This is a genomic window from Solibacillus faecavium (assembly GCF_014836905.1).
Taxonomy (GTDB): Bacteria; Bacillota; Bacilli; order Bacillales_A; family Planococcaceae; genus Solibacillus; species Solibacillus faecavium.
Genome location: NZ_JACSPZ010000004.1, coordinates 31,169 through 44,811, shown reverse-complemented (window position 1 = coordinate 44,811; position 13,643 = coordinate 31,169). Strand labels below are relative to the sequence as shown.

The window sequence follows — 13,643 nt, the reverse complement described above, 5'->3', positions numbered from 1 at the left end:
GATGGATATGTTTGATAAAATTAATGAGCTATATGACCGCAAAGAAGCAATCCAGCTTGGCGGCGGAGATGCACGTATTGAGAAGCAGCATGAAAAAGGTAAAATGACTGCCCGCGAGCGAATCGAAATGTTATTGGATGAAGGGTCTTTCGTAGAGATTAACCCATTCATTACACACCGTACTGTTGACTTTGGTATGGGGAAATTAGAGGGACCTGGTGATGGTGTTGTTACAGGTTTCGGTAAAATTAATGGTCGTAACGTTTATTTATTCGCGCAAGATTTTACTGTATTTGGCGGAGCACTAGGTGAAATGCATGCGAAAAAAATCGCTGCAGTTATGGATTTAGCTGCTAAAAACGGTACACCATTTATCGGCATTAATGATTCAGGCGGTGCACGTATTCAAGAAGGTGTTCTTTCTTTAGATGGATATGGCCACATTTTCTACCGTAACTCAATTTATTCAGGTGTAATTCCGCAAATCTCGGTAATTATGGGACCATGTGCTGGCGGTGCTGTTTATTCACCAGCAATTACGGACTTCATCTTAATGGTTGATAAAACGTCTCAAATGTTTATTACAGGTCCAAAAGTAATTGAAACAGTTACAGGTGAGAAAATTTCTGCTGAAGGCTTAGGTGGCTCGAAAGTGCATAACGCAGTTTCAGGTAACGCCCACTTCCGCGCTGAAAATGAAGAAGCAGCCATTGCACAAATTCAGCAATTACTATCTTACTTACCGCAAAACAATAAGGAAAAAACACCAAAGCAGCCAGCTCCAGAAGGTGATAACTTCCGTTCAGAGCTTGTTGATGTCGTACCTATTGACCAAACGAAATCTTATGATGTTCGTAAAGTAGTAGAGCAAGTTGTAGATGAAGGTTCATTCATGGAAGTGCAAAAAGAATTTGCGAAAAACATCGTAGTTGGTTTTGCACGAATTGCGGGTGAATCAGTAGGTTTAGTTTGTAACCAGCCGAAGTTCTTAGCAGGTGGACTTGATATCGATTCATCTGATAAATTAGCTCGTTTCGTTCGTACATGTGATGCATTTAATGTTCCAGTTATTACATTCGAAGACGTATCTGGTTTCTTCCCAGGTGTTAAGCAAGAGCACGGCGGAATTATCCGACATGGCGCGAAAATTCTTTATGCATACTCAGAAGCAACTGTACCGAAAATTACAGTAATTTTACGTAAAGCATACGGCGGTGCATATGTAGCATTAAACTCTAAAGCAATTGGCGCGGATTTAGTGTTCGCATGGCCAAATGCTGAAATCGCGGTAATGGGTGCGGCTGGTGCAGCGAATATCATTCACGCAGGTGAAATCGCGAAATCTGCAGATCCAGACGCTACACGTGCAGCGAAGATCGAGGAATATAAAGAAAAATTCGCTAACCCATATGTTGCGGCATCTCGCGGTATGGTAGACGATGTAATCGATCCTCGTGAAACGCGTATTAAGCTAATCCAGGCATTGGATATGCTTTCAACAAAGCAAGAAGACCGTCCGTACAAAAAACACGGCAACATTCCACTATAATTATGACTGCTTAAAACAGTCTAGCACCAGCTCTTTGTTTCATTGAGGGCTGGTGTTTTTGTTTAGAGTGGGTGTGATAACCGAGCAAGGATTCCGACCAGCAAATAAGCGGAGATTTTCCGGCTATTTTAAAGATGGCACTGATTTTGGCTTAAATAAGGGGAAGTTTTCCGTTTATTTAGTGAAAATTTCCCGATATTTATGTTTTACGTAACAATAAGCGGAATTCCTCCCTCTAATTGAGCGATAAAGTATATAATTTTCCAAATAAGCGGAAATTCTCCGTCTATTAGATTCATCACCATAAGTTTGGGATGACAAAATTGAAAAAATTAGATTTTCTAATGAATTGCGTTCTGCTGCGCTACGGGGAAAACGCGTCGAGCAAGTGTTATTGAAGCTCGCGTCCGTTGTACTCCGTTCCGAGCGGCGTGGCTCCAAAGCTTTTGTCAAAAAGCTTTGCGACGAAAGCGGCAGCGACAGGAGCAACTATTTTCCGCGCACGCTTAATCGCCAAGGAATCCAGTATTTTGGGCGGTTCACCCTTCGCTCCACGTCACTCTGCTTTAGCGCTGTCTTGCCGCAGCCCACCAATCAAGTGGAATTTTATTAGAAAAGCAACCCCATGTTATGGTGATGAGCCGTCTATTTTCCAAGTATCTATGATTACCATTTTGAAGAAGGGGGTTAATTTATGAGAAAAACAATCATCCGTAAATGGACAAGTGATTGGAATAAATTATATGAAGAAGAAGCGCGGCGGCTAAAGGATATTTTCCAGGAGGAGTTAATCCAAATTTATCATATTGGAAGTACAGCTATTCCGACTATAGGCTATGCAAAACCGATTATCGATATTGTGATTGGACTATCAAATATAGAACAGGCTTCACTTTATGATGAGACAATGTGCAAGCTTGGCTATAAAGTTCGTGGAGAAAACGGTATTAATGGCCGTCATTATTATACAAAAGGTGACAAAAATCGAAGCCATCATGTGCATATTTATCGTGCTGGGCATGAAAATATTAATAAGCATTTACAATTTAAATATTATTTAATGAATCATCCCGAGCAAGCACGGAAATATGGACAATTGAAAATAGAACTTGCAACTAAATTTCCAGATGATACGTCCAGTTACCAACAAGTTAAAGAAAGTTTCATGAGTGCGTTAATGGAAAAAGCATTACATTGGCCGATTATTAAAAAGTCGTACGGATACATAACGAGACAGGTGAATGGGAAAACTCAAATTCTAGTATTTCAGCATCCGGTAAAGGAAGCAGGTATTCAAATTCCTAAAGGAACCGTAAAGCATGGGGAGATGCCTGTAGATGCAGTGAAGCGTGAAATGGAAGAGGAAACGGGGTTAAGCAATTTCCCCGCCATTCATTATCTCATTGACGATTTCTGGGAAAATGATGATGGTGTGATTCATCACCGATACTTTTATAGGATAAATATAGATAAGACTCAAGATGAATGGAACTATAAGCCAACTGGTGGTGGAGCAGAAGATGGCAAGGTATTCCGTTTTTTCTGGGTTACACCGGATGATGGAAAACAGCTCATTCGTGGTCATGCGGATTATTTTCGTTTAATATCTTTAAATTAAGCACATCAAGGGGTGATGGATTGAAATTAAAAGAGGTTATCAATTTTTTATTGTATACGGCGATGATCGGCTTTATCGGCTACTTTTGCCATCTTTTATCAGAACTGTTTATGGGCATGCTTTTATTCATTGCAGCAGATGCACCGCCGGGAGATATATCGAATAGTGGACGTCTGTTTTATATTGCCTTCTATACATTGGGTACTTTACTTGTGCAATTTGTTTATAGTGTTATTCACTGGTCCATTGCATCGTTACTAAAAATACCTTTCCCGAAACGACTAGTTATTATTTTGAATATAGTTGTCGGTATTTTGATAGCTGGTTCATTAATATATAATTTTGTTATAAATAACGGCAGTTTTTTGTAAGGCTAGTCCACAACGTTCGGGATATTCACTGGAACTCTTTGTTTTAACGGTTCTTTTTCGTAAGGATGTTCGTGCTCAGCAAATAGAAAAATGGCCCCTTGCTCGATTCCGTGACCATAATGCGCGATTTCCTCTTTTGTAAGCTGTAAAATCCGCAAGCTCACTTCATATACATTTTGACCTGTAATTAAGCTAATTATCTGATCCATCCAGCTGCCGGCAGCGTGTATGTTAATTTCGGTATACATTTTTAAAGAATGAAGGGGACGGATATCTTTAGCAAATAGATGGATTTCATGCTCAGAAAAGCCATGTGCACGAATAATATTGAGCTTTGCCAATGCTTCGTCAACTGAATATACTAACCCGATTTCACGTCGATACTCCATCATTGTCACCTCTTTTTTTCATTGTAATGGATTTTTTTATGAAGTGGTAGTAATAACAAAACGAAATCATACTATTAAAAATATAAAATGCAGAAAATTCGAAACTTATACCACTTTCAATCCGTAGATCATAAAAAGGGAGGTTTTTTGATGGGGAACTATTCCATTCGTGATTTTGTGAATAAAACACAGCAGGACCAGCTGGAAAATGATTTTTTTGAACTGGAAACAGAGCGCGTGCTAGAGGTGAATTTGAACGGGGAAGTATGGTCAAAAATGGGCGCAATGATTGCGTATGTGGGCTCCATTAAGTTTGAGCGTGAGCGGATGCTTGAGCATGGTATGTCAAAAATGTTTAAAAAGGCGCTGACTGGTGAGGGTACACAGCTGATGAAGGCAAAAGGTAAGGGGCGCCTCTATTTAGCGGACCAAGGGAAAAAGGTGACAATCTTTGATTTACAAAATGAAAGTTTATGTGTCAACGGCAACGACTTGCTAGCTTTTGAACCTACTATTCAATGGGATATTCATTTAATGCGTAAAATGGCTGGGATGATGGCAGGCGGATTATTTAATGTGACATTAAAAGGTAAAGGGAAAGTAGCGATTACTACCCATTTTGAACCATTAACATTGATCGTAAAGCCTGGTGAGACGGTTTATACCGATCCGAACGCCACAGTAGCTTGGTCTGGTAACTTAAAGCCGGAATTTGTAACAGATATCACGTTTCGTACGCTAATTGGCAGAGGGAGCAGTGAATCAATTCAAATGGCGTTTTCAGGAGAAGGTTTTGTAATTATTCAGCCGTTTGAGGAAGTGTATTTGTCGTCAGAAAGTTAACAAAGTAAAATTTACAGCGATGTTCGAAGGAGTAGACCTATGTTTTTAAAAACGATTAAATTAAAAAAAGATCAAATACCTGACTATAGTGAGTATCCTTTTTCCATTCCATTTATACGTCATATGAATGAGCTGGATGTCGATGTTCCGGTTACTTTTTTTGTCGGCGAAAATGGTGCGGGGAAATCGACATTACTCGAAGCGATTGCAGATCAAATCGGCTTCAATCCAGCAGGGGGTAGTACACAAAATTATAAGGCGTATGAGGTGCATGAAGCTGAATCTGCGCTTGGAGAATTTGTGAAACTTTCATGGTGGCCAAAAGTAACAAACGGCTTTTTCCTGCGTGCCGAAACATTTTATCAGTTTGCTTCCCACTTAGATGAAACCGATATGAACGGTTACAAAGCATATGGGGGGAAATCGCTCCATCATCAATCTCACGGGGAATCGTTCTTTTCTCTTTTTCAGCATCGTTTTACAGAACAGGCCATTTATTTACTGGATGAACCGGAATCCGCGTTGTCTCCGGCCAGACAGTTGGCTTTTTTAACATTATTAAATGACTTAGTAAAAGCGGGAAATGTACAGTTTATTATTGCGACACATTCTCCGATTTTACTAGGGTTTCCGAATGCAGTTATATACCAATTTGACGAACATGGCATTGAACAGGTCGAATATGAACAAACGGAGCATTATCAAATTACATCCTACTTTTTGAAGCACCGGGAGAAAATGTTGAAAGAGCTTTTTGAAGAGGATGAGGAATAGAAGGCACGTTTATATTATAGGAGGCGGTAAGTATGGAATGGCAGCAATTGCACCAACTTTCGGAAGAATATCAATTACAGTTACTTGAAGCGGATAAGCTGCATAAAAAAAACGAAAATGTGGAAAAACTTCTCTCCCATGCGAAACGGGAAATAGATCGACATCAGCTGGATCTGCAAAACGCACGCCAACAATTAAATAAGCTAGAGAACTTTTCTTTTATCAACTTATTCCGTGGTTGGTCAGGGAAAAAGGATCAGTTGATGGAGCAAAATCTTGACCGTGTTGCAGTCATAGAATTAAAGCTTACAGAAGCTCAATTAACATATGAAGATTTGCAGGATGATCGCGTTGACTTAATTCATAAACTAAATGCAATCAATGAATCCTATGTGGGACAGCAGTTAAATCAAATTAATGATCAAAAACAGCAGTGGCTACAGAAACATGCCGCTCATATCGCGGCGGAGCTTACGGCAATTATTGACCAGGAACTTTTATGCAGACAGTTAATCAAAGAAATTAAAGAAGCAATCGAGGCAGGGAAGCATGCGTTAACGAAGCTGACAGATGCCGGTTATGCGTTAAATGATGCTAAATCCTATTCAACATGGGATACGTTTTTAGGCGGAGGATTTATGGCTACGATGATGAAGCACGATAAATTGAAAGAATCCAATAATTATTTACATGGTGCGCAAATTGCTTTACAACGTTTCCAAAATGAACTCCTGGATGTGAAGGAAATACGACAGGATGCCCTCCTTATTGATACGGACGGTTTTGTCATGTTTACGGATTACTTCTTCGATAATATTTTCACCGATTGGTCGATCCATTCAAAAATTACGACATCTATGAACCAAATTTCACGCGTACAGGATGATGTCGCAAATACAATTAGTGAGTTGGAGCAAAAGCTGGATATCGCATCACGAAAAGAAGCAGCGCTCATAAAACAGAAAGAAGCAATACTGAATGCCGATGATCTTTCATTGTTTTTTCAAAAATAGAGGCGTAAAATAAAGCGTAAACTTGTTTAGTTAAAAGGAGTTATGGAATATGAATCGTTTAGTAGAAGAGTTTTTACAATTAGTGCAAATTGATTCGGAAACAAAGCACGAAGAAATCATTGCACCTGTATTAGTAGAAAAATTGGAGCAAATGGGCTTTGAAGTATACCAGGATGATGCGCATACACGTAATGGTCATGGGGCAGGCAATATTATCGCTACATTAAAAGGCGACGAATCAATCGAACCAATTTATTTTACAGTACATATGGACACAGTCGTACCAGGGAAAGGGATTAAGCCTGAAATTCGTGAAGATGGCTATATTTATTCTGACGGCACGACTATTTTGGGCGCGGATGATAAAGCTGGTATGGCAGCATTATTTGAAATGGCACGTCGTTTAAAAGAAAAGAATATCGCACATGGCACGATTCAATTCATTATTACTGCTGGTGAAGAAAGCGGCTTGGTCGGTGCAAAGGAACTGGATCCGTCGAACATTATAGCGAAGTATGGCTTTGCGGTAGACAGTGACGGAAAAGTAGGCGGTATCGTTGTAGCAGCTCCTTTCCAGGCAAAAGTTTTTGCAAAAGTCATTGGTAAAAAGGCACATGCGGGTGTTGCACCGGAAAAAGGAATTTCAGCAATTACGGTAGCTGCCAAAGCAGTTGCTCAAATGAACCTTGGTCGTTTGGATGAAGAAACAACTGCAAATATCGGTCGCTTTGAAGGTGGACAGGCGACGAATATCGTATGTGATGAAGTGAATATTTTAGCAGAAGCCCGTTCAATCGATGAAGCAAAATTAAATGCACAAACAGCACATATGAAAGAAACATTCGAGCGTGTCGCGAAAGAAAACGGTGCACGTGCAGAAGTGGAAGTAAAATTAATGTATCCTGGTTTCCGTGTAACAGAAGATGATCAAGTGGTGAAAATTGCAAAAGCTGCAGTAGAGGCGGTTGATCGCACACCACTGTTAGGTATTTCAGGAGGCGGTAGTGATGCGAATGTCATTGCAGGCTTTGGAATTCCGACAGTAAATTTATCGGTAGGCTATGAGGAAATTCATACAACGAACGAAAGAATGCCGATAGAAGAACTAGAAAAGCTGGCTGATTTATTAGAAGCCATTATTATCGAAACGGCGAAATAAGAGGTGAGCATATATGGGATTTGAAAAAGCAGTCGTATTTTTATGCGGGACAGAAGAATATGCCGTACCAGTTGAGCAAGTTGTCTCTATCGAAAAATTGGAGCAAGTAACACCTATACCACACTTACCTAAATATTTATTAGGTTTTTCACGGATTCGTGGGGAGCTTACACCGGTCATTGATTTTCAGTCTGTCTTATACAACCGTCCAACAGATACGAAAAACTCAAAGGTCATCGTATTAAAAACGGAAATGATTAACTACGGTCTATTAGTAGTAGATGCGAAGGAAATTATTGATTTTGAAGAGGGCGTTTTAAAACAGCTAGGGCTTGTTAATTATAATAAAACGAAATATTTTACAGCTGTTGCGAATTTGGAGAACCGTATGATTTCCTGTGTTGACCCAAGCATTCTCGTTCATTCACTTGAGGGCATGCGTGAAATTATTGACTATTTACACAAGATGCTAGAAGAAGAACAAACGAACGTATAAATGAAAGTACATGTTTTACCGAAAAAAGGAGCAAATCATCAAATATAATGATAGCTCCTTTTTTCACTTTAGGGGAATGGTCTTTTTCTTTTTAAATTGTTTTAAGTAGGCGAATCCCGCAAAGCCGAAAACAATAATCGAAATAATGGCCAACGTTAACACGATATTGTCTTCTACCCAAGGAATGTTTCCGAGTAAAAAACCTCCACCGAGCCAGACGACTGTCCAAAGTGTGGCACCAATAAAGTTGTAACGTAAAAAAGTTGAGTAGGATAACCCGGTATAACCGCATATAAAAGGAGTCATCGTTCGCATTAATGGAACAAAGCGGGAAAAAGTAATGGCAACACGGTCATATTCCTCTAAAAATTTTAACGCTTTTTCGTTTGTTTCTTCGGAAATGAATCGCATAAAAAGGTTGCGCCTTTCCGGGATTGTCCGAACGATTTTACCGATTAAGTAGTTGTTGCTATCTGCAAGTGTGGTTGCGACAATAAATATAATCAGTAATGTAATTAAATCAAGCTTTCCAATCGCAGCTAATGTACCGCTCGTAAAAACCGTACTGTCTCCAGGTAGGAACGTTAATATGACAAAGGCAGTTTTTGAGAAAACGACCGCAAATAATAGTACGTAAATATATAAGCCGAGCTCTTTTATGTAATAAAAAATGACCTGGTCGATTTCCCGTAAAAATTGAATAATATCAAGTAACATGTGATGTTTTTCTCCTATCAATAGGATTAGTAACTTTAAGTATAACGGATACAGCCATATTTAGGTTATAAAAAGCATCGGAGAATAAATGAATGAGGTGAGAGAAGTTGAGTAATCTAAAGCAACCTAAAATTGACATACCGAAAACGAGATCGGAATGGGTAATGGATATTATTGGCTATGTGGCATTGGCCGTTATGATTGCCATTTTACTGATGAACTGGCGTGACATGCCAAATGAAGTTCCGGCTCATTTTGACGGCAGCGGGACTGTTGATCGTTGGGGCTCTAAAATGGAACTTATAATATTACCAGGCATTGCTATTGCATTGCATTTCTTTTTAATGGTATTTGAAAAATTTCCCCAATCACATAATTACCCTGAAAGATTGAACGAATCTAATCGTGAAGCCTTCTATCAAAACAGTCGCCAAACATTAAATTATATGCGAAATATAATTAATATATTATTTGCCTATATAGTATACCGGTCAGTTGCTATTGCATTAGGTGATGACGCTATAATTGGCTGGCCGTTCTTTGTGATAATGATTGTGCTGTTCATCGTACTGATTTGGAAGATGATCAAAACGAGTAGGATAAAATGATAGTTTCTATTGTCATGCTCCTAGAAGGGTTCAACATAATATATTAAAAGCGCATTCGATATAGTCATCGAATACGCTTTTTTGCTAGTTTGCAGTTTTATTGACACTTTTCACAAATTACACGGTTTGCCGTTCTAGCAATGGCTTGATCCATTCTTGACACAAGCATTTTCTTTTCTGCAGGCATTGTAATATGTGCGATAAAACGATCACCCTCTTCAATTTTACTTGCGCAGTTTGTACAAATGAGAAGTCTCGGTGTAAATAGATTCTTGATTTTATTTACCATTTAGATCAACTCCAATCTTTCATATTGGCCATTCTTCACTTATTCTACAATGATTAACATAAGCCTTTTTGGTACTTTATAAATTTTTTATAAATACTTACATATTTTTTCGTTTCGTTCGTCTATATAAATAAGAGAGGTGAAAGACATGGACTTTGATGAGTTGTATGAGCTTCATTTTCATAAAACATATCAGTACATACGGTATATGGTATCAAATGCGCAACTGGCCGAGGATTTAACACAGGATACTTTTTTACGGATTTATAAATCTAATACAGAAAACGTCGCTAATTTCCAAACCTATATAAGGCAAGTCGCCCGAAATCTTGTTTATGACTATTACCGAAAAAAGGCATTAATTCAATGGCTGCCATTTAAAAGTGCTCCGGAACAGCAGGAATTCGTTTATGTGCCACATGAATGGCTAGTGCAGGAGGAAGCGCGGAAGCAATTATACGAAGCACTTCAACAATTAAAGCCCGTGCAGCGTGAAGTGATCATTTATCGCAAAATTGAAGAGCTCTCGATTCAGGAAACATGCGACATTATGGGTTTAACGGCCATGAAGATAGCCAATACACAAAGAAGCGCAATGAAGGCATTGCAGCAGCTTTTAGGGGGTGAAATCGATGAAGCTTGATGAACGATTAAAAGAGTTAAACAAAATTCCCGAAAATGAACGATTAAAACAAACGATATTAAACAAAATAAAAGATCAACCAGTAAAAAAATCTAGTACATTGAAACCTCTACGAGAATTGGGTGTCATCACAGCTATTTGTTTTATCGCCCTATTTTTATTTTATACATCCAATAATCAAATAAATCAGGCAGCTTCAGGTGAAATTGCTAAAATTACCTCGTATGATAACTTTGGAGAAACGGGCTTTAGGGGGAAAGTATCAACAAATTATATGGGGGTAGAAAATATAAAAACTCCCAGTATTGTGACTTTGTTTGAGAATTTATCTGATCTCCCAACAATTTCGGCTCCTGAAAAGCTTGCCCAATTTCATTATGATATTGTCGTTTTATATAAAAATGGGGAGCAGCACCAATATGAATTGGCAGCGAATTATTTATATGATATTCAGCAGGAACTTTATTATCCCGGATATGTAGATTATACATCTGCGGTTTATTCAGATTTATTTGATGCGCATTATAAAATACAGCTTTCGGTAATATGGATTGCTGTAGCAGTACTTCTGATGCATGGCTTTACTGCCATGTATTATAATCGCAGAAAACTTTATAAACCAACTAAAATTCGAGGGTTAGGGGTTTCTTTAACAATTAGTTTAATTATTTTGTCCCTACTTTTTTGGTATCATGATGCGGTTGGGCCGTTGTATAAGCCGTTCTTAATACTATTAACGGTTGGTTACGGCTTCAGTGTGTGGCTGCCGATGAAGCGTCATATTACAAATTTGAATATTTTAAAGGTGGAAAAGTATAAAATTTTGCTAATTGTTTTACTTTTTATCAGCTGGATAGTTACGTACTAACAGACAATATCTAAAATGTACTCAACCGGAGGGACAATACAAAAGTCTTTCCGCTGGGTACTTTTTTTATAATTTTTTATAAACTACTTACTTATAGGGGAAATGGTTAATATCAAATATATGACAAAAATTGTAAATTTATAAAATTGCTAAAGTGAAACGGTTTTGTGACGAATGCCGCTATTTTTTAAGCTTTTTTATTACTCTTAAACCTTAAAATACGATGACAAAAACAATATTATTTGTTAAAATATTCTTATAATTCGGAATAAATTTGGGGGTGTTGTTTTGTATATGGACTATCAACTAAAGGAAAGGTTTGGTGAGTTTTTTTTACAAAGGAACTATAAAATAATCTATGAAAATACTTCCATTACATTTCAGAAACTTGTATCTTTTGAAGAATTTTTAAAACTATCTATTAAGTTTAATAATGGTGTGAGTCAATATAATTGTATCGCATCCAATATTATTCATGGCTTGTACCGATATATTTGGGTGGATGACGCACAAACAAAGGCAATAATTATAGCCTTTGATAATAAAGATGTCATTCAAGGACTATACTTAAAACCGTTTGAAACATATCGAAAGAGTGATCAAATAAGGACAATAAATACATACAGGATGCCGATTACAGATGAATGGTTTGTTTATTGGGGAGGCACGAATGAATTTGTAAACTACCATTACCCTTTTGAACAACAAAGATATGCATATGACTTAGTAAAGATGGTTAATCATCAAACATTTAAAGATTCTCCACTAAAAAATGAAAATTATTATGCGTTCGGAGCTGAAGTAGTAGCACCTGCTGATGGAACTGTTATTCAAGTAATGAGTTCGATAAAAGACAATATTCCTGGCGTAAGGGATGAAGCGAATATTCTAGGTAACTATTGTATTATTGCTCATGATAAGAATGAATTTAGTATGCTTGCTCACTTAAAAAAGGATTCGATTTTTGTAAACGTAGGGGACCATGTAAAGATAGGGCAACTACTGGGGTTATGTGGGAACTCAGGCTATTCCTCTGAAGCTCATATCCATTTTCAAGTGATGAATCATGCTAATTTCATGCAAGCAAAATCGTTGCGCATTAAATTCCCGGAAGAATCTGACCCGATTCAAGGGGAGTTTTTGAAGCCGTGTTAAAATGTCTTTTTGTAATTTACGTTATAAAAAAGTCTTTATTCAAAATCAAAAACACCACATAGGTAGTACCAACCTTTGTTTAGATTTCTATTCTAAATTTTGTGGTACTGTACCAAAATGGTGTTTTTTTCTATGTATTTACATTTATAATGAAAAGACTTATATATGTATAAGTGAATTTCTCTTTCAAATAGCAATCTCGTAAATATTAAATACCCTATAAAGAAGTGTGGATTTAAAATAATAGGAGGATAATGAAAATGATACAGTTATTTATATGGGCTTTTATATGGGGAATCCCGGTACTATTGGTGTGGGGCATTGTTTTAAGTATTTTCCGATTTGTTAAAGAGCCTAAATTGGATCATTTTTTGGAACGGATATTATTGTTTATTGGCTTAATTTATTCTTATATTGTGAATTCTCTTGCTGCGTGGTTTGGTCTCATATCTTTTATTATGGGAATCTTAGGTTATCTAGATGGAACAATTATTGGTCCGACCTTGTGTTTACTATTGGGTGTATTTTTAATGTATTATTTTTTCCCTCGATACAATATGCCGGAATGAATTTCGACTCAGGTGTTAAAATATGACTTTCAGAGCGTAATAGGAATAGAAGGTTAGAGTCTATATACTTATAATAAGGTGCATGGCCGAATTCATGAAGGTTTGTTTCCATCCAATACGTATCCGCCACAATGCTACAGAGGACGCGAATGTTTTAATCGCTATGGATAACTTAGGAAGAATTTAACCGCATTGTGTGGAGTGCTAGTATTAGTCCATTCTTTCCTACGGGACAGCTTAATGGCTACTTTAACGGAAAACCACCTATGGAATTTTTCTCGCTTTTAGCTCTATATATTTGTAGTAATATGTTGTCGTCCATCCCTTGGGCTATCCAATTCGGAGAGGATCAAATAACCTTTATGAAGAATCAGGCAAAAAATGTTTTAACCTCATTTAATGGTTTGAGCAACCCAGTACCGATTTGGTACCTTGAACATTTCCATATTCAAAATCCTGTTTTTTAGAACAGGATTTTTTGTTCTGCAAGGGAATTTCATTCTAAAATTCTACGAAAATATTAATTTTTAAATTTTGGAATCTTTTTTTTAGGTTGTTTCGTACATTAAAAGTGGAAAGGAA

16 protein-coding genes are annotated in these 13,643 nt (G+C 37.5%); 13 read left to right on the top strand and 3 right to left on the bottom strand.

Annotation, left to right across the window (positions count from 1 at the left end):
* The first annotated feature begins 1 nt into the window (after position 1).
* The 3 genes from H9635_RS09445 (at position 2) to H9635_RS09430 (ending at position 3,538) form a co-directional block, all read left to right on the top strand.
* Positions 2 to 1,549, top strand: coding sequence for an acyl-CoA carboxylase subunit beta (locus H9635_RS09445; RefSeq protein WP_191700443.1), 1,548 nt, complete (start codon positions 2 to 4; stop codon positions 1,547 to 1,549).
* Positions 1,550 to 2,243: 694 nt separating this feature from the next.
* Positions 2,244 to 3,167, top strand: coding sequence for a GrpB family protein (locus H9635_RS19235; protein WP_225231234.1), 924 nt, complete (start codon positions 2,244 to 2,246; stop codon positions 3,165 to 3,167).
* A 20-nt stretch (positions 3,168 to 3,187) separates the two neighbouring features.
* Positions 3,188 to 3,538, top strand: a complete 351-nt coding sequence (locus tag H9635_RS09430; protein ID WP_191699949.1) for a hypothetical protein — start codon at positions 3,188 to 3,190, stop codon at positions 3,536 to 3,538.
* Positions 3,539 to 3,540: 2 nt separating this feature from the next.
* On the opposite strand, the gene H9635_RS09425 is transcribed toward H9635_RS09430, so the two are convergent.
* Positions 3,541 to 3,930, bottom strand: a complete 390-nt coding sequence (locus H9635_RS09425; protein ID WP_225231233.1) for a general stress protein — start codon at positions 3,928 to 3,930, stop codon at positions 3,541 to 3,543.
* Positions 3,931 to 4,077: 147 nt separating this feature from the next.
* On the opposite strand from H9635_RS09425, the gene H9635_RS09420 reads away from it, so the two are divergent.
* From H9635_RS09420 to H9635_RS09400, 5 genes are read left to right on the top strand one after another with little or no spacing between them, the layout of a single operon-like run.
* Positions 4,078 to 4,770 carry an AIM24 family protein gene (locus H9635_RS09420; RefSeq protein ID WP_191699948.1) on the top strand — a complete coding sequence of 231 codons (693 nt, stop codon included), beginning with the start codon at positions 4,078 to 4,080 and terminating at the stop codon, positions 4,768 to 4,770.
* Between the two features lie 39 nt (positions 4,771 to 4,809).
* Positions 4,810 to 5,544, top strand: coding sequence for an AAA family ATPase (locus tag H9635_RS09415; RefSeq protein WP_191699947.1), 735 nt, complete (start codon positions 4,810 to 4,812; stop codon positions 5,542 to 5,544).
* Between the two features lie 32 nt (positions 5,545 to 5,576).
* Positions 5,577 to 6,557, top strand: coding sequence for a hypothetical protein (locus H9635_RS09410; RefSeq protein ID WP_191699946.1), 981 nt, complete (start codon positions 5,577 to 5,579; stop codon positions 6,555 to 6,557).
* Between the two features lie 49 nt (positions 6,558 to 6,606).
* The gene (locus H9635_RS09405; RefSeq protein ID WP_191699945.1) at positions 6,607 to 7,716 is read left to right on the top strand and encodes a M20/M25/M40 family metallo-hydrolase; all 1,110 of its coding nucleotides are present in this window, start codon (positions 6,607 to 6,609) and stop codon (positions 7,714 to 7,716) included.
* Between the two features lie 13 nt (positions 7,717 to 7,729).
* Entirely contained in the window at positions 7,730 to 8,212 is a 483-nt protein-coding gene (locus tag H9635_RS09400; RefSeq protein WP_191699944.1) for a chemotaxis protein CheW, read from the top strand.
* 63 nt (positions 8,213 to 8,275) lie between these two features.
* Here H9635_RS09400 and H9635_RS09395 read toward each other — a convergent pair whose 3' ends face one another.
* Positions 8,276 to 8,929: a DedA family protein gene (locus H9635_RS09395; protein ID WP_191699943.1), complete on the bottom strand. Its 654-nt coding sequence runs from the start codon at positions 8,927 to 8,929 to the stop codon at positions 8,276 to 8,278.
* A 107-nt stretch (positions 8,930 to 9,036) separates the two neighbouring features.
* Between H9635_RS09395 and H9635_RS09390 the strand changes: the two genes are divergently transcribed.
* A complete protein-coding gene (locus H9635_RS09390; protein WP_191699942.1) occupies positions 9,037 to 9,537 on the top strand; it encodes a DUF1648 domain-containing protein in 501 nt (166 codons plus the stop codon).
* A gap of 97 nt (positions 9,538 to 9,634) precedes the next feature.
* On the opposite strand, the gene H9635_RS09385 is transcribed toward H9635_RS09390, so the two are convergent.
* The gene (locus tag H9635_RS09385; RefSeq protein ID WP_191699941.1) at positions 9,635 to 9,826 is read right to left on the bottom strand and encodes a hypothetical protein; all 192 of its coding nucleotides are present in this window, start codon (positions 9,824 to 9,826) and stop codon (positions 9,635 to 9,637) included.
* Positions 9,827 to 9,974: 148 nt separating this feature from the next.
* Between H9635_RS09385 and H9635_RS09380 the strand changes: the two genes are divergently transcribed.
* The 4 genes from H9635_RS09380 to H9635_RS09365 all read left to right on the top strand — a co-directional run bounded on the left by H9635_RS09380 (position 9,975) and on the right by H9635_RS09365 (position 13,061).
* Complete coding sequence (locus tag H9635_RS09380) at positions 9,975 to 10,469, top strand: RNA polymerase sigma factor (RefSeq protein ID WP_191699940.1); 495 nt, start codon at positions 9,975 to 9,977, stop codon at positions 10,467 to 10,469.
* Positions 10,459 to 11,337 carry a dehydrogenase gene (locus tag H9635_RS09375; RefSeq protein ID WP_191699939.1) on the top strand — a complete coding sequence of 293 codons (879 nt, stop codon included), beginning with the start codon at positions 10,459 to 10,461 and terminating at the stop codon, positions 11,335 to 11,337. The genes H9635_RS09380 and H9635_RS09375 overlap by 11 nt, the downstream gene beginning before the upstream one ends.
* Before the next feature lie 294 nt (positions 11,338 to 11,631).
* Entirely contained in the window at positions 11,632 to 12,492 is an 861-nt protein-coding gene (locus H9635_RS09370) for a M23 family metallopeptidase (protein WP_191700440.1), read from the top strand.
* 260 nt (positions 12,493 to 12,752) lie between these two features.
* Positions 12,753 to 13,061 carry a hypothetical protein gene (locus tag H9635_RS09365; RefSeq protein WP_191699938.1) on the top strand — a complete coding sequence of 103 codons (309 nt, stop codon included), beginning with the start codon at positions 12,753 to 12,755 and terminating at the stop codon, positions 13,059 to 13,061.
* Positions 13,062 to 13,643: the final 582 nt, after the last annotated feature.